Genomic DNA, 15,312 nt, shown 5'->3' on the forward strand with positions numbered 1-15,312 from the left:
TACACTCTTTGCCGGGGAATAACTGGGATTTGCGTCATGGATGTCGAACCAAGGGGACGTCCGCCATCTACCGCCCGCGATCAGCTTGGCCGTGTAGAACACGGTCAGATGCCGTCGCGCGCGCGTCGTCTGGTGGATGCGGCCTGCACGTTGTGCGACCACTGGCTCGAACCGACGCTGCGACTGTGCCTGGATCGTTTCGACAAGCGTCTCTATGAGCAAGCCGAAAGCTCACGCAATCATCTCGAACAGCAACGCTGTTTCGACAGCCGCAATCTGGCGCAGCAGGGACGCCTGGCATTCATGCAATCGTTCGCCGCTCGTCTTCGAGACAGTTTCGAGGAGATGGGCAGTGTCGAGGACGATGAAGCATCCCAATCGCTCGGCATGCAGTCGCTGACCTTGCTCGATCGCACCGAACACGAATTGACTGCCGCGCTCGACAAGCTCGCGGCGCGCAGCGAAGCGCACAACGGCCCGATGCTATCGGAGCTGTCCTACCGCTTGGCCGTATTGGTCGGCGCACCGCCGCTGGAAGGCAAGGATTTACCCATAGGCCCGCAAAACCTCGCGCGTATTTTGCGTGTGGCCAGCGAGCCGATGAATCTGCCGATCGAACATCGCCTGATCTTGCTGCAGGTTTTCGAAGGCAGCGTGGGCGGCGCGCTGGTGTCGCTCTACGACGGCATCAACGCCAAGCTGTTGGCCGACGGCATCCTGACGCAGCTTCGTGCGTTTCCCGCCGCGCGGCCAAGTCATGGTCCCGCACATGGAGCTGCGCCCACGCCGACTCCCGGCACACCGGCACCCGCCGCTGCAGCCACATCCGAGCGCAGCGAACCGATCGCCGTACTGGAAACCTTGCGCGACATGCTTTCACGGCAACGGACGGCCATGGCGGGTCCCTCGCCCGCGGCCGGCGGACGCACCGCTTCGCCGGACGAATTGCAGACGGCGCTGTCCGCGTTACAGCAACACATGATCCAGGTCACCGATCACACCAGCCGCGAACTACGCAGCGCGCAGCGCCTGCACGAGGAACTGCTGCTGCAGCTCAATACCGGTTTGCCTGCAGGCACTCCGCACATGCAGCTGAGTACCGAGCAAGGTGACACCGTAGAGCTGGTCGCCATGCTGTTCGAACAACTCGCCGAGCAGCTGCATCACGGCCCCGATGCACGCGCGCTGTTGGGTAGCCTGCAGCTGCCCTTGCTGCGGCTGGCCGTAACCGACCGTGATTTCTTCAACCAGCGCGAGCATCCAGCGCGCCAGATGCTGGGCAAGCTCGCCGAAACCGTCAACGACTGGCTCGGCGGACCCGACGGCGATACCGACCACCAGTTGCTGGGCAAACTCAGTCATCTGGTGGAACGCGCTCAGCAGGAGCCACCTACCGCCGGTCTCTATACCAGCCTGCTGGCGGATATCGAATATCACCTTGGCCAGCTGGCCCGCAAAGCGCAAACCACCGAACGCCGCCAGATCGAAGCCATGCAAGGTCGCGAGCGACTGGAGCAGGCGCGCCACCGTGCGGACGAATTGATGAGCGAACGTTTCGCCATTGCGTCGCCACGTGGCCTGCTGCGAACGCTGCTCGAGCGTGCATGGACCGATGTGCTGGCGCTGAACCTGCTACGTCACGACGAACATAGCGACGCCTTCCGCCATCAACTGCGCGTCACCGATCAATTGCTCGGCCAGTTCCCGGTAACCGATCCCGTGCTGCTACGTCACGAAGTGGAGACGGGCCTGCAGCAGATCGGTATGCCCGCCGACGAAGCCGAACAGGTCGCACAGCGACTGATCGGTACGGACGTTTCTGCGCCGCACGCGCCGGTCGTAACGACACTCGACGTTGCCGCTGCGGACAGCGCTGCGATCGAAGTGCCCGTCATCGAAGTGCCCGTCGATGACAAACCCGTAGAAGCCGCTTCACCCGAGCCAACCCCTGCCATAGCGGCAATAAAACCCAAACCCACCGCTGCGCCGCGTACCGCGGATGTCCCCAGCGCCACCGATCTGGCCGTGCGCCTCAAGCAGCGCCAGCGCCTAGGCGAGCACCGCGGGCAGGAAGCGCAACCCACCAACGCCGCCGTCGTGCCGCCGCTGGGCCTGCGCGAAGCGCGTATCCACAATCGTCTGCGTCAGCTGCCATTCGGCAGCTGGTTCGAATTCACTGACCCCGCCACCGGGGAAACCACGCAACGCAAGCTAGCGTGGTTCTCGCCGGTATCGGGCAACAGTTTGTTCGTCACCCGCCGCGGTCAACGCAGCGACGTCATGAATCTGCAGGAACTGGCGCGCGCGATCGCCAGCGGTCGCGTGCGCGAAATACCGCCACAACAAGAAAATCTGCTCGATCGTGCGTGGAACGCATTGACGAACAGCCTGCTTCGACCCGCATCGTCGCCCTTACCGGAAGCCCGCTCATGAATGGGTCGGAACAACGCCGTGCGCCACGCAAGCAACCGGATTACAGCGTGACCGTTACCGACACGATCACCGGCCACCCGCTTGGACACCTGGGCAACTTGTCCAGCAACGGCATGCTGCTGATCGGCCAGCGCGTGCCGCGCAGCGAAGCGGTCTATCAGGTCAGCCTTGCCTTGCCTCGACGCGATGGCGCAACGACGACGCTCGAAGTCGGCATCCAGGAGCAGTGGCACGAACCGGCCGCGACGCCCGGCCAAACCTGGGCGGGTTATCGGATCATCGCCATCGGCAATGCGGATGCCACGCAGCTGGATCACTGGTTGCAGCACGCCTGATTCCTGGCCCTGAGGCTCATCGCGTTACACTGGCGAACTGATACCCACGCCGGAATCTCGCATGAGCCACGCCCTCGCCCCGCTCTACGCCCAACACATCGCAACCCTGCGCGAACGCGCGGACAAAGCGCTGGCCTTGGGTGGCTTCGATCATCTGCTGATCGCTGCGAGTACGCCGTTGCGCAAATTCCTCGACGACCAGGATTACCCGTTCGTCGCCAATCCGCACTTTCGTCATTGGCTGCCGCTCACTGACGCACCGGGCAGCTGGGTCGTTTACACGCCTGGCCATAAACCGAAGCTGATCTTTGTGCAGCCGCGCGATTACTGGCATGTGGTGCCGGCTGCGCCGAGCGGTTATTGGGTGGATCAATTCGATATCACCATCGTGCGCACCTATGCCGAAGCTGTCGCAGTCTTGCCGAAAGGCAAGCGTGCCGTGATTGCACCGGCCTGCCCGTCTATCGAAGGCGTGGAAGCCAACAATCCGCAGACCGTGGTCGATTATCTGCATTGGCACCGCAGTTATAAGACACCGTACGAATTGGAACTGATGCGCGAAGCCAGCCGCATCGGTATGTGCGCGCACCGCGCCGCCGAAAGAGCGTTCCGTGCGGGCGAGAGCGAATTCGGTATTCACATGGCGTATCTCGCCGCTGCACGGCAGATCGATGCGGAACTGCCTTACGCCAGCATCGTAGGTCTCAATGAACATGGCGCGGTGTTGCATTACACGCACTTCGATCGCACGCCGCCGACGCAAAGCCGTTCTTTCCTGATCGACGCCGGTGCCAGCGCATCCGGTTACGCCAGCGACATTACCCGCACCTACGCCGCGGCAGGCCACAACGATTTTCAGGCGTTGATCGATAGCGTCGAAAAGGCGCAGCTAAGTTTCGTGGCCATGGTGAAGGCCGGCCAGAGTTATCCGGAACTGCACATCCACGCTCACCACGTGTTGGCCGATGTTCTGCGCGAACACGGCGTGATTCGCATGAGTGCCGAAAGCGCGGTGCAATCGGGCGTCAGCGCCACGTTCTTTCCGCATGGATTGGGTCATCCGATCGGTCTGCAGGTGCATGACGTGGCCGGCTTCCAAACCAGCGAACGCGGCGGCAGCATTCCACGACCCGATGGCCATCCTTACCTGCGCATGACACGCGTGCTGGAGCCGGGCATGGTCGTTACCATCGAACCGGGTCTGTACTTCATCGACATGTTGCTGGAAGAACTGCGCGGCAAACCTGCTTCCAAGGACATCGATTGGGCCAAGGTGGCCGCCTTCCGTCCTTACGGCGGCATTCGCATCGAGGATGATGTGGTGTGCACCGAGGGCGCACCGGAAAATCTGACTCGCAATGCTTTCACGGCCAGCTGACACAACATCGACATAATGCGGCAAGTACCCGTGAGAACACTCTGCGTGTATCTCGCCATGCAACGACATTGAAAGTGTAAGCAGGCGTTCGGGCGATTTAGATTAAGTTCGGTTGCTAACACCGCTGCATACTTCTCGGTCTGCGCGCCGCGACAACATGGCGCGCGACAACCGGCCGAGGCCGGCGTATTCTGGCTTTACGTCATGCATGGATGGAAGCCGTCACTATGCTTATGTCGTCAGCAGGGTCCGACCACCACCCTCCGCCTCGCCGGCCGTTGCGCCGGCTGAGCGTTGAACTCATCCTCATCGTACTCGCCAAGATCGCGTTTCTTTCGCTGATCTGGTGGATCGTGGCGTCGCATTACCCGCGCCCGGATACACGCCCTGCCGCCATCGAGCACCTGCTCGCACCGTCTCCGTCAACCACGCCGGAAGCCAAACCATGATCATCGATTCGGATGTCGTCACCCTGTCGCGTGTGCAATTCGCGCTAACTGCGTTGTACCACTTCCTGTTCGTGCCGCTCACGCTGGGGTTGGTGTGGATGCTGGCGATCATGGAAAGCGTCTACGTCATGACCGGACGCGAAGTGTGGAAACGCATGGTGCAGTTCTGGGGCGTGCTGTTCGGCATCAATTTCGCCATGGGCGTAGCCACCGGTATCACCATGGAATTCCAGTTCGGCATGAACTGGGCGTATTACGCGCACTACGTGGGCGATGTATTCGGTACGCCGCTGGCGATCGAGGGACTGATGGCGTTTTTCCTGGAAGCCACGCTGGTCGGCGTGTTTTTCATGGGTTGGACGCGTATATCGCGGGTGAGTCATTTGTTGGTGACCTGGTTCCTCGCGTTGGGCACCAATCTTTCGGCCTTGTGGATTTTGATTGCCAATGCCTGGATGCAGAATCCAGTGGGTGCGAAGTTCAATCCGCAGACGATGCGCATGGAGGTCACGTCGTTCTCCGATGTGCTGTTCAATCCTGTCGCGCAAGCGAAGTTCGTGCACACCGTGAGTGCGGGCTACGTGGTGGGTTCGATGTTCGTGCTATCGATCAGCGCCTGGTACCTGCTGCGCGGACGTAACGTCGATTTCGCCAAGCGATCGATGACGGTAGCGGCCAGCTTCGGTCTCGCCGCGGCGCTTTCAGTGGTGGTGCTGGGCGATGAATCCGGCTATGCCGTCTCCGAAAACCAGAAAATGAAGATGGCCGCCATCGAGGCCATGTGGGAAACGGAACCGCCGCCGGCTTCGTTCACGGTCTTCGGCATTCCGGACGTCCAGAACCGCACGACGCATTTTGCGCTGCACGTACCTTGGGTGATGGGCCTGATCGGCACCCGCTCGCTCGATAAGCCCATACCGGGTATCAACAATCTGGTGGAGGACACCAAGGGCAAGATCGGTGACGGTATCCAAGCCTACGATGCGATGCTGACCCTACGCAAAAACCCGAATGACGCGCAGGCCAACGCCACGCTCTCGCAGTACGACGGTGACATGGGCTATGCGCTGCTGCTCAAGCGTTACGTTGCCGATCCGCGCCAGGCCACGCCGGCGGATATCCAGAAAGCGGCCGACTCCACCATTCCGAATGTGCCGGTGCTGTTCTGGGCGTTCCGCATCATGGTTGCCTGCGGCTTCTACTTCATCGCACTGTTTGCTTATGCGTTCTGGCTCGCCAGCAAGCGGCAGCTCGACAACAAGCGCTGGTTTCTGCGGCTAGCGCTCTGCAGCCTGCCGCTGCCATGGGTCGCTGCCGAGCTGGGCTGGGTCGTGGCCGAATACGGCCGGCAACCGTGGGCGATCGAAGGCATTCTTCCCACCTCGCTGGGCGTGTCGTCGCTGACCGCCGGTCAGGTGTGGACATCGCTTGGCGGCTTCGTGCTGTTTTACACCGCGCTGGCAGTGATCGATGCCACCTTGATGGCCAAGTACGCGCGCAAGGGACCGGATGAATTGGGTCTGTGGCCGGCGCGCGATATCGATCCTGCGTACAGCACAAGCAAAGCTTAGGAGAACGCCATGTTCGATATCACAACATTGCGGGTGATCTGGTGGGCCTTGCTCGGCATTCTGCTGATCGGGTTCGCGATCATGGACGGTTTCGATTTCGGCATCGCCGCACTACTGCGTGTGCTGGGCCGCACCGAACACGAACGCCATGTACTGCTGGAAACCATCGAACCGACCTGGGAAGGCAATCAGGTGTGGTTTGTGCTTGGCGGTGGCGCGAGTTTCGCGGCGTGGCCGATTCTCTACGCCACGGCTTTTTCCGGTCTTTATCTCGCCTTGGCGCTGGTGCTTCTCGCCTTCATCGTGCGACCGGTGGGTTTCAATTTCCGTAACAAGATGCACGATCCGCGCTGGCGTGCAGTGTGGGATGGCGCACTGATCTTTTCCGGCTTTGTGGTGATGCTGATCAGCGGCGTGGCATTCGGCAACCTGTTCCTGGGTTTGCCGTTTCGCTACGACGATGATCTGCATATGACGTGGCAAGGAGGTTTCTTCGACTTGCTACATCCCTACGCGATACTCGCCGGACTGGTGAGCATCGCCATGTTGCTGACGCATGGTGCGTGCTGGGCGGCGTATCGCGCCGATCAAGTGATTGCGCAGCGCGCCGCACGTATGGCGCGCTGGATGGCGTTGGCCTACGCGATTACCTTTGTCGCCGCCGGCATCTGGCTGGCCTATGGCGTGCCCGGCTACGGGGTAGCGGGGCCGGTGGTAACGGATGGCGTGGCCAATCCTTTGTTCAAGCAAGTAACGGTCGGTGGCAGTTGGTTTGCCAGCTACATGATGTATCCGTGGTTTTGGCTCGCGCCTGCACTGGGTTTGCTCGGAGCGGTCGGTGTGCAGTGGACGGTGGGCAAGCTCAGCCTTACCGGCTTCTTGTGCAGCAGTCTGATGGTGGCTGGCACTATCCTCGCAGCCGGCTTCGCGCTGTTTCCGTTCCTGTTGCCATCGAGCCTCGATCCGCACTCCAGCCTGACAGTGTGGGACGCATCCTCCAGCCATGGCACGCTGCTGCTGATGCTTGGAGCGGTGATCATTTTCCTGCCCATCATCATCATCTACACCGCTTGGGTGTATCGGGTGATGCGCGGCCGGGTCATGCTGGAAGACGTTCAGCACTCGCACAACAACTACTGAGAGGCTAGATCGCCATGTGGTATTTCAGCTGGATATTGGGTCTTGGCCTTGCGTGCGCATTCGCTGTGCTCAACGCGATGTGGTACGAGGTGGATGCGACCGACGAAGCGAATCGGGCGAAGGGTGGCAAGGACTGAGCCCCTCTCCCTCCGGGAGAGGGGTTGGGGTGAGGGTACGATGCTTGCGTAAATGTTCGATATTTGGCTCCGACCGAACCCTCATCCGCCTGTCGGCACCTTCTCCCAAAGGGAGAAGGGTCAGGTGTTGAGCTGTAACGCAAGACCGGGATTAGCTCACCGCCGGCCCGCGAGCAACGCTTCGATGGCATCCGGATCCCTGGGCACCGCAGCGGTAAGCACTTCATTACCGTCGCGCATCACGGCTACGTCGTCTTCGATGCGGATACCGATGCCGCGCCACGCCTCGGGCACCGACATATCGTCCGGAGCGATGTAGATACCCGGCTCGACGGTGAGCACCATGCCGGGCTCGAGCAGGCGCGGTTCGCCGTCGACGCGATAGTCGCCCACGTCGTGTACATCCAGGCCAAGCCAATGGCTGGTTTTGGCCGGGAAAAACCGTTTGTAGCTGCCTTCGGCGATCGCTTCGGCCGGTGCGCTTTTGAGTAGACCGAGTGCGCACAAACCCTCGGTGATCACATGCACCGCGACGTCGTGCGGCGTGTTGTAGGACCGACCCGGCTGCACTTCGTCGATGGCCGCCAGTTGCGCGGTGAGCACTACTTCGTACAAGGCGCGTTGTTCGCGACTGAAACGTCCGTTGATCGGAAAACTGCGACTGATATCCGATGCATAGCACTCCAGCTCCGCGCCCGCATCGATCAACAGCATGTCGCCGTTTTTCAGCGATGCGCGATTGGCCTGGTAATGCATGGTGCAGGCGTTGACGCCCCCCGCAACAATCGGCGGAAACGCCGCTACCGCGCCGCGCGTGCGCATGACACGCAACAGTTCAGCCTCCACCTCATATTCATGACGACCTGCGCGCGCCAGCGCCATGGCCGCCAGATGCGCTTCGGCCGCGATCGCGGCGGAGGCACGCATCAATTTCAATTCCGCACGCGATTTGTACAGGCGCAGATCGTGCAGCAGATGACCCAACGCCACGAACTCCTTAGGCACCACGCCGCCGCCACGCAGTTGGCGCAGGCGGCGCATCCAGCCGAGCAGCTGTGCATCGAACTGCGGTTCGCGGCCGAAATGACAGTAGACGCGCCCCCTGCCCTCGATCATGCCGGGCAGGATGTCGTCAATATCGTCGATGGGGAACGCATCATCCATGCCGTAGTCGGCGACCGCACGTTCCGTGCCGATCGATTCGCCATGCCAGCGTTCGCGCTCCGGATCGCGCTCGCGACAGAACAGCACCGTTTCGCCGTGCTGGCGTCCCGGCAACAGCGCCAGTACGGCATCAGGCTCGGGAAAACCGCTGAGATAATGGAAATCCGAATCTTGCCGATACGGCCACGCCGCATCCGCATTGCGCATGCGTTCGGGGGCGGTGGCGATCAGTACCACGGCGTCCGGTCCCGCCATTTTCATCAACTGGCGGCGTCGGCGCGCGAATTCGTCGGGGGCGATGCTCAATGCAGGGTGTTGCTGGATGGTTGGTTGGGAATGTGGCATTCGGTGAACAACAGCATGGCACCCATGCGCACAAATTCGTGCACTTCGATCAGGGCATCTTCGTCCTCGTCTTCATCGCCGAAATCCAGCGAGGACGCAGCGATGGCGCCGAGATCGCGCATCACTTCCTTACTCTCATCCGAAAGCCGACCATGTGCATCGGGGCCACCCAGACCGAACCCGCCAAGGAAACCACGACACCAGTCGACCAAGGCATCGGCGCGTTCGGGCAAGGGACGGTCATCGGCCGGTAGCAGCGGCTCGAAGCCCAGTTCGGGATCGGCCAGCTCGGCTTCGCTTTGGCGGACTAGTTGATCCAGCACGGCCTGATCGGTACCGCCTACCGTGATACCGCCGGCATCCAGATGCAGTACTTCCAGCAACGGCCGCCGGCCCAGCCGGCCGTTGCCGGCCAGAAAACCGCATAAGGATCCATGCACTTCGCTGGCGCTAATGGCTAGCCGCAGGTGCGCTATGACATCGTCCAGTTCGTCGTAACCGATCAGCTCGGGGGCGGCCATCGCGGACTCCTTTTAACAGCTAAAGCACAAGTTTAATGCAGACCTTTACCCCAACGGCTCAGCCAGCAGATTTCTATCGGCGTCCTGATATAGTTCAACGCATGAAGACGCCCGACTCTGCCCAGTTTGAGCTTGCCGCCCTAAGCCAGCAGCTTGATCGGCTGCTCGAGCATGTGCACCGGTTAAACGAAGAAAATCGCAGCCTGCGTCATAGCCAGGAACAGCTGGCGAACGAACGCGCCGGCTTATTGGCACGCAACGAACAGGCGCGTAGCCGGGTGGAGGCCATGATCCAACGACTCAAGGCGCTCGAAAGCAATGGCTGACGTCATCAGCACAACTACCAACGAACCGGTCGCACTGCGACTGATCGATCGCGAATTCCTTATCGCCTGCCCGCCTGAAGAGCGCGAAGGTTTGCTGGAAGCGGCGAATTTTCTCGATCGCAAAATGCGCGAACTGCGTGCACATGCCAGAACGCCGGGTTTCGATCGCCTCGCAGTGCTCGCCGCGATCAGCATCACGCACGAATACCTGAAATTGCAGAAACGACCCGCTGCCAGCGCAGAAAACAACAGCGTGTCTGAACCAGGCATCGCCGAAAGCTTGGCTGCATTGCGTCGCAAGCTTGAAGCGACACTGGATACACAACTAAAATAGTCCTCGGCGTTTTCTGCGGTGTGCGCCAGCACACTCTTACATTTGCCTTGTTCCTAAATACGGCCCCGGGACGGTTACTTAAGTCTGTTGTGCATGTCCGCCGCGTGCGGAAAGCCTCGAAGGCTTGATTTCCCTCCCACCTGATCCCTCTCGGATCAAGGTCGTTTGGTGAGCAGCGGCATCGCGGTTGACGCCACCTCATTCCCAGCCCGGATGCCGCCCAAAGCGGCATCCGGGGAGCGGATCGCCAGCTGCCTTCAGGAGACGCGCGACGTGGATGCCGCCGCACGACGCCGTGAGCTACGCCAGCGCTTGGCCGAACGCCGCCGCGCGCTGACCCCACCCCAGCGCATGGCCGCCGCCCAGGGCCTGCGACGCAGCCTGGAGCACCTTCCCGAATACCATACGGACAGTCGCGTGGCCGGCTACTGGGCCTGCGACGGCGAGTTGCCGCTGAATCTGGTGATCCCGCCCTTGGCAACGCGCGGGCAGCAGTTCCTGTTGCCGCTGATCGGCCAGGACAACCTGTTGCGCTTTGCGCCCTGGACCGCTGGCGACGCCGTGCAGCCCAACCGTTTCGGCATCCCCGAGCCGGTGACGCCGCACGAATGGTTCGCCCCGTTCCAGCTAGATCTGGTCTTGGTGCCCCTGCTTGCCTTCGACCGCCGCGGCAACCGGCTCGGCTACGGCGGCGGCTATTACGACCGCAGCTTCGCCTTTCTCAGGGACCAGCTGCGCCCGACCGAGCCACTGCTGGTAGGCATCGCCTATGATTTCCAGGAATTGTCGGACATCGCGCCCGAACGCTGGGACGTAACGCTGGACTTTGTCGCGACCGACCGGGAACTGATCGATTGCCGCACCGATACCGCGGGAGATGCCAGCGCATGAACTATTGGGTGATGAAATCCGAGCCGGATACGTTTTCCATCGACGATCTCAAGCGCAAGAAACGCGAGGCATGGGACGGTGTGCGCAACTATCAGGCGCGCAATTTCATGCGCGATGGCATGCGCGTGGGTGACGGCGTGTTTTTCTATCATTCCAACTGCGCGGAGCCCGGCATCGCAGGCATCGCCGAAGTGGCGACCGACGCGTATCCCGATCCCAGCCAGTTCGACCCCAAGAGCCAATACTTCGATCCCGGCAGTTCGCGCGACAATCCACGCTGGATGCTGGTGGACGTGAAGTTCGTCAAGAAGCTCACGCGCGTCATCACGCTGAAGGAGTTGCAGGCGCAGCCGAATCTCACCGACATGGCGCTCGTGCGCAAGGGCAATCGGCTTTCGGTGATGCCGGTAACTGCCGCCGAATGGCGCGCGATCCTCGCGCTGGAATGATCCCCTCTCCCATCACGGAATCCCTCCCATGAACAGCAATGCGAATCCTGCCAACGAGAAGCGCCTCGCAGGCGAAGCGGCCATCCGCTACGTCGAGGACGGTGCCGTTGTCGGCGTCGGCACTGGCTCCACGGTGGCGTTTTTCATCGATGCGCTGGCCAGCATCAAGGATCGTATCCAGGGTGCGGTGTCCAGCTCGGAGCAATCCACAGCGCAATTGAAGAAACACGGTATTCCGGTGTTCGATCTCAATGCCACCGGCCCCTTGGCACTGTATGTCGACGGCGCCGACGAATGCGATCCGCACAAGCGTCTGATCAAGGGCGGTGGCGCGGCACTGACACGCGAGAAGATCATCGCGCAGGCTGCGCAGAAGTTTGTTTGCATCATCGATTCGGGCAAGCGCGTGGACCTGCTCGGCAAATTTCCACTACCGATCGAGGTGATTCCGATGGCGCGCAGCTTGATCGGGCGCGAGATCGTGAAGCGTGGAGGTAATCCAGTGTGGCGCGATGGCGTGGTGACCGACAACGGCAACTGGATTATCGACGTGCATGGCTGGCAGATTGCCGATCCGGTGACGCTGGAAAGTGAGCTCAATCAGATTCCGGGGATCGTTTCGGTAGGGTTGTTTGCGCGGCGGCCCGCTGATGTGGTGTTGATCGGCGACAAAGTGATGTGACGAAAGGTTTGTCGAAGCACGCTGTCACTGAATGAAAAAGCCCCGCCAGACGGCGGGGCTTTTTCTTGTTTCATAAGTCCTTGCTTACTTGCTGCTGCTGAACTTGTAGGTCGCTTCGAGGAAGAAGCCACGACCGTTAACGTCGTAGTTCAACTGATTGAACGGCTGGCCGACGTCGCCTCCATAGCTACGATCGAGCGGTGGCATCCTGTTGAAGACGTTGTCGACTTCCAACGAGAGCGCCAAGTTCTTGATCGGGCTATAGCTGACGGTAAGGTTGTAGCGGATCCACGGACCCAGATGCGCCGCACCTGGTGTGGAGTAGTTGTTGGCGATGGTCGCCAGGTAGTTCGGCGAAGCGCCATCGCGAATACCGTAGACCGTCACACCCCACTGTTGCGTCGGCGAGAGCCAGCCGATCGAACCATCGACCTTGCTCTTGAACTCCGTGCTGTAAAACGGTTCGCGGAGCAAATTGATGTAGGGATCACCCGGCAGCAGCTGCTGCCTGTGCGTCATGATGTCACTCCAGGACGTCTTCACATCGATGCTGCCGTAGGAACCGATATGCGTGGTGTAGTCCGCCTCGGTCACCACTGAGTTCAGATACTCGCGCGCGACGTTGACCTTCGGTGTAAGGATCTCGGTAATCGGAGGCAGCAGGCCTGGCGCCAGCGGCGTACCCGAACGAATCACCTGAGCCAAGGCGGATTGGCAGCTCGGCGAGTTGATATCGAAGATGCCCAAACGGCAATTGGCTTCGGTCCGTGCGAGGAAGTCGGAACTCTGCACCTCGACTTCGTTAGCGATGTTGTAGTGGTAGAAATCCGACTTCAAACTGAAGCCAGTGAACGGCGACACCACGAAGCCGTAGCTGAATACCTTGGCGGTGATTGGCTGCAGCTTCGGGTTACCCGACTGCTGACCAAAGAACTGTTCACCACCCAACTGCGTCGGGCAATTGGCAATGTTGCCACCGGTGAAGCCTTCCTTTGCGCAGTTGTAGTAGTCGGTCACGCTGCTGAAGTAGCCGCTCGGACCCTGGAACTCATCAGCCAACGTCGGCGCTTTGAAAGCGGTACCAACCGAACCACGCAGCAACAGAATGTTGCCAAACGGACGGAATTCGAAACCGAAATTGTAGGTCGGATGGCTCACCGTGCCGCCAGCGACGTCATAACTGTCGTATCGGCCGGACGCATCCACGGTTAGCATCGAGAACAACGGTGCGTTGAACTCGAGCGTACCGGCGTAACGCGAGCGGTGGCCTGCGCCCGACACGTCGGTGAACTCATAAGTGTCGCCATCCAGCGTGCGCGGGTCAGGGGAATAGTTCCAGCCCTGGTTACCACCCTCGAATACTGCTGCCACGCCGGCGTCGCCACCGGGCAGAGTGAACAGCGACGCATTGGTGACCTGGCCACGAAGCATGTTGTCCCAGGTCTTGGCATACGTCTCGGTGTAACCGGTAAATCCACGGAAGGCCGCATTCGACACAGGCGTGTAGAAAGCCGGGTAGTTCGGCGTGTAGGTGTTTAAGCCGGCGCCACCTGGATCGGGTCCCAAGCTCGGGCCAAGTATGTTGTCGAAATAACTATTGATCTCGGTAGTCCAGCGCTGGAAGGTGCGCTGTTGCAGGTGATCTTCAGAATGATTGAAGGTCAGGTCATAGTCCCAGTTCGATTGGCCGAAGCTACCCTTCGCACCCATGGTCAGCAGGAACGAGTTTTCGACGTTGTTATCCAGGATGTTCTGGTAACCGCCAGCCTCTTCCGGGCTAAACGCATGCTGCGCAAGGACGTAGTCGCCAAGGTTGGGATCGTAATAGATGGGGCTCTGCCAGAACAGGAAGCTGGACCCTGCGGAGTATTGCTGCTGGTCGTAGCTGTACAGGAAGTTGCCATAAAACTGCACGTCGCTATTCAGATCGTACGTGGCGTGCGTGTAAAGGTTCGCCGAATGCTCTTTGTTGGTTTCGGTTACATAACCAGCACTGTTTTGCGAACCGCAGTATTCGCCGTGATTCAAGCGCGTCTGAAGCTGCTCGGTACCGTTGTACTCACCGGCAACGGCTGCGCATCCAACGCCTGGATTCAACAGATTCGGGCTGTAATACGCGTTCACCAATTGTGTTTCGCTCAGCACCAGGTAGTCGCGCGACGCCGTGGGGGGCGTGGTGCCCTGAGTGAAGTAGTGACTGGTCAAGCTACGATCAAAACCCCAGATCGGCTCAATGCTCTCGAACTGGACGCCCGCGATAACGTTGAGCTTGCCGAAGGTAAAGCCATCGGCGCCGTAGACGCGCCGATCGGCACCGCCGCCGCCTGTACGCCATCCGAAGCGAACGTCGACGACAGGAGCGTCAATGGTTTTCTTCAGCACGATGTTGATAACGCCCGCGATGGCATCCGAACCGTAAATCGATGAATGACCGCCCGGCAGTACGTCGATGTGATCGACCATCTCGATCGGAATGTTGGTCAGGCTGTTGAACGATTCGCTGCCGTTATACAGCGCAGGGAAATCACCCATCGGCAGGCCATCGATCAGGTATTTCGTGAAGCTGGGATCAAGGCCGAAGAAGCTGATTGTTTTCGCACTCTGGGTGAAACCACCCGAGTTATTCGGACCCTGCACGCTACCGGTTGCAAACGTAGCCTGCTGCAGCGCATCGGCAACGGTGGCAAAGCCACGATCCTTCAACTGCTGAGCCGTGATCGTGATCACCGGAGCGCTCGTTTCAACCTCAACCTGCGGAATCAGCGAACCGGTCACTACGACCGCTTGCAGCTTCTTCGCTTTATCGGTCGCCGTGCTGGTGGATTGATCGGAACTTGTCGACTGCGCGGTGTCCTGCGATGAACTCTGCGCGGCAGTTCCCTGTGTCGATGAACCCTGACCTGTTGTGGCCAACGTAGTGTCGGCATTCACGTTGGCAACAAAGACGAGTGATAGCGCAGCCAGAACGGCCGCGGCGATTGGTGTTTTCAGCATGAGAGGCCCCTCAGCCTGTTCTGCGATTAATGATGTCGTTACGCAACATGCCCCTTCCGGCATCTCCCGCAACCAGCACGCCGCAAACGCTTTGTCCCTATCCATCCGGGCAAACCGGACGACGACTCCCCGAGCACAAAACTTACACAGAGTGAGCCACTAC

The 15,312-nt window shown here is 60.4% G+C and carries 15 protein-coding genes and 1 other RNA gene; 13 read left to right on the top strand and 3 right to left on the bottom strand.

All coding sequences use genetic code 11. The features are described 5' to 3' along the window. Positions 1-36: 36 nt before the first annotated feature. From QQL64_RS14355 to cydX, 7 genes are all read left to right on the top strand, one after another. Entirely contained in the window at positions 37-2,433 is a 2,397-nt protein-coding gene (locus QQL64_RS14355; protein ID WP_284400894.1) for a DUF1631 family protein, read from the top strand. After that, positions 2,430-2,768 (top strand): PilZ domain-containing protein, encoded by a 339-nt coding sequence (locus QQL64_RS14360; RefSeq protein WP_284400896.1) that lies wholly within the window; start codon positions 2,430-2,432, stop codon positions 2,766-2,768. The genes QQL64_RS14355 and QQL64_RS14360 overlap by 4 nt, the downstream gene beginning before the upstream one ends. A 61-nt stretch (positions 2,769-2,829) precedes the next feature. Beyond that, positions 2,830-4,146 carry a Xaa-Pro dipeptidase gene (gene pepQ / locus QQL64_RS14365; protein ID WP_284400898.1) on the top strand — a complete coding sequence of 439 codons (1,317 nt, stop codon included), beginning with the start codon at positions 2,830-2,832 and terminating at the stop codon, positions 4,144-4,146. Between the two features lie 227 nt (positions 4,147-4,373). Beyond that, positions 4,374-4,595: a cytochrome oxidase putative small subunit CydP gene (gene cydP, locus QQL64_RS14370; RefSeq protein WP_284400900.1), complete on the top strand. Its 222-nt coding sequence runs from the start codon at positions 4,374-4,376 to the stop codon at positions 4,593-4,595. After that, positions 4,595-6,166 (top strand): cytochrome ubiquinol oxidase subunit I, encoded by a 1,572-nt coding sequence (locus QQL64_RS14375; protein ID WP_284402202.1) that lies wholly within the window; start codon positions 4,595-4,597, stop codon positions 6,164-6,166. The genes cydP and QQL64_RS14375 overlap by 1 nt, the downstream gene beginning before the upstream one ends. Before the next feature lie 9 nt (positions 6,167-6,175). Then, on the top strand, positions 6,176-7,306 hold the full coding sequence (cydB, locus tag QQL64_RS14380) for a cytochrome d ubiquinol oxidase subunit II (protein WP_284400901.1): 1,131 nt from the start codon (positions 6,176-6,178) through the stop codon (positions 7,304-7,306). Positions 7,307-7,320: 14 nt separating this feature from the next. Further along, a complete protein-coding gene (cydX, locus tag QQL64_RS14385; protein WP_284400903.1) occupies positions 7,321-7,443 on the top strand; it encodes a cytochrome bd-I oxidase subunit CydX in 123 nt (40 codons plus the stop codon). A gap of 156 nt (positions 7,444-7,599) precedes the next feature. On the opposite strand, the gene QQL64_RS14390 is transcribed toward cydX, so the two are convergent. Further along, positions 7,600-8,952, bottom strand: a complete 1,353-nt coding sequence (locus QQL64_RS14390) for an aminopeptidase P N-terminal domain-containing protein (RefSeq protein ID WP_284400905.1) — start codon at positions 8,950-8,952, stop codon at positions 7,600-7,602. Beyond that, positions 8,910-9,473, bottom strand: a complete 564-nt coding sequence (locus QQL64_RS14395; RefSeq protein WP_284400907.1) for a UPF0149 family protein — start codon at positions 9,471-9,473, stop codon at positions 8,910-8,912. The genes QQL64_RS14390 and QQL64_RS14395 overlap by 43 nt, the downstream gene beginning before the upstream one ends. 101 nt (positions 9,474-9,574) lie before the next feature. Between QQL64_RS14395 and QQL64_RS14400 the strand changes: the two genes are divergently transcribed. The 6 genes from QQL64_RS14400 (at position 9,575) to rpiA (ending at position 12,155) form a co-directional block, all read left to right on the top strand. Further along, complete coding sequence (locus QQL64_RS14400) at positions 9,575-9,799, top strand: TIGR02449 family protein (RefSeq protein ID WP_284400908.1); 225 nt, start codon at positions 9,575-9,577, stop codon at positions 9,797-9,799. After that, on the top strand, positions 9,792-10,133 hold the full coding sequence (locus QQL64_RS14405) for a cell division protein ZapA (protein ID WP_284400910.1): 342 nt from the start codon (positions 9,792-9,794) through the stop codon (positions 10,131-10,133). The genes QQL64_RS14400 and QQL64_RS14405 overlap by 8 nt, the downstream gene beginning before the upstream one ends. A 7-nt stretch (positions 10,134-10,140) precedes the next feature. Further along, positions 10,141-10,327: non-coding RNA, 6S RNA (gene ssrS, locus QQL64_RS14410), on the top strand. A gap of 79 nt (positions 10,328-10,406) precedes the next feature. Next, positions 10,407-11,024 (top strand): 5-formyltetrahydrofolate cyclo-ligase, encoded by a 618-nt coding sequence (locus tag QQL64_RS14415; RefSeq protein ID WP_284400912.1) that lies wholly within the window; start codon positions 10,407-10,409, stop codon positions 11,022-11,024. Further along, positions 11,021-11,473 carry an EVE domain-containing protein gene (locus tag QQL64_RS14420; RefSeq protein WP_284400914.1) on the top strand — a complete coding sequence of 151 codons (453 nt, stop codon included), beginning with the start codon at positions 11,021-11,023 and terminating at the stop codon, positions 11,471-11,473. Before QQL64_RS14415 ends, QQL64_RS14420 begins: the two co-directional genes overlap by 4 nt. A 28-nt stretch (positions 11,474-11,501) precedes the next feature. Then, positions 11,502-12,155: a ribose-5-phosphate isomerase RpiA gene (gene rpiA, locus QQL64_RS14425; RefSeq protein ID WP_284400916.1), complete on the top strand. Its 654-nt coding sequence runs from the start codon at positions 11,502-11,504 to the stop codon at positions 12,153-12,155. Positions 12,156-12,239: 84 nt separating this feature from the next. Here rpiA and QQL64_RS14430 read toward each other — a convergent pair whose 3' ends face one another. Next, on the bottom strand, positions 12,240-15,149 hold the full coding sequence (locus QQL64_RS14430) for a TonB-dependent receptor domain-containing protein (protein WP_284400918.1): 2,910 nt from the start codon (positions 15,147-15,149) through the stop codon (positions 12,240-12,242). Positions 15,150-15,312: the final 163 nt, after the last annotated feature.

This window comes from Dyella lipolytica, assembly GCF_030160075.1.
Lineage (GTDB): Bacteria > Pseudomonadota > Gammaproteobacteria > Xanthomonadales > Rhodanobacteraceae > Dyella_B > Dyella_B lipolytica.

What these genes read in the sequence shown, in the direction of transcription:
- QQL64_RS14390 (WP_284400905.1), bottom strand. Translation starts at nt 8,952, where the DNA reads ATGCCACATTCCCAACCAACCATCCAGCAACACCCTGCATTGAGCATC.
- cydP (WP_284400900.1), top strand. Translation starts at nt 4,374, where the DNA reads ATGCTTATGTCGTCAGCAGGGTCCGACCACCACCCTCCGCCTCGCCGG.
- QQL64_RS14400 (WP_284400908.1), top strand. Translation starts at nt 9,575, where the DNA reads ATGAAGACGCCCGACTCTGCCCAGTTTGAGCTTGCCGCCCTAAGCCAG.
- rpiA (WP_284400916.1), top strand. Translation starts at nt 11,502, where the DNA reads ATGAACAGCAATGCGAATCCTGCCAACGAGAAGCGCCTCGCAGGCGAA.
- QQL64_RS14420 (WP_284400914.1), top strand. Translation starts at nt 11,021, where the DNA reads ATGAACTATTGGGTGATGAAATCCGAGCCGGATACGTTTTCCATCGAC.
- QQL64_RS14395 (WP_284400907.1), bottom strand. Translation starts at nt 9,473, where the DNA reads ATGGCCGCCCCCGAGCTGATCGGTTACGACGAACTGGACGATGTCATA.
- pepQ (WP_284400898.1), top strand. Translation starts at nt 2,830, where the DNA reads ATGAGCCACGCCCTCGCCCCGCTCTACGCCCAACACATCGCAACCCTG.
- cydB (WP_284400901.1), top strand. Translation starts at nt 6,176, where the DNA reads ATGTTCGATATCACAACATTGCGGGTGATCTGGTGGGCCTTGCTCGGC.
- QQL64_RS14355 (WP_284400894.1), top strand. Translation starts at nt 37, where the DNA reads ATGGATGTCGAACCAAGGGGACGTCCGCCATCTACCGCCCGCGATCAG.
- QQL64_RS14430 (WP_284400918.1), bottom strand. Translation starts at nt 15,149, where the DNA reads ATGCTGAAAACACCAATCGCCGCGGCCGTTCTGGCTGCGCTATCACTC.
- QQL64_RS14405 (WP_284400910.1), top strand. Translation starts at nt 9,792, where the DNA reads ATGGCTGACGTCATCAGCACAACTACCAACGAACCGGTCGCACTGCGA.
- QQL64_RS14360 (WP_284400896.1), top strand. Translation starts at nt 2,430, where the DNA reads ATGAATGGGTCGGAACAACGCCGTGCGCCACGCAAGCAACCGGATTAC.
- cydX (WP_284400903.1), top strand. Translation starts at nt 7,321, where the DNA reads ATGTGGTATTTCAGCTGGATATTGGGTCTTGGCCTTGCGTGCGCATTC.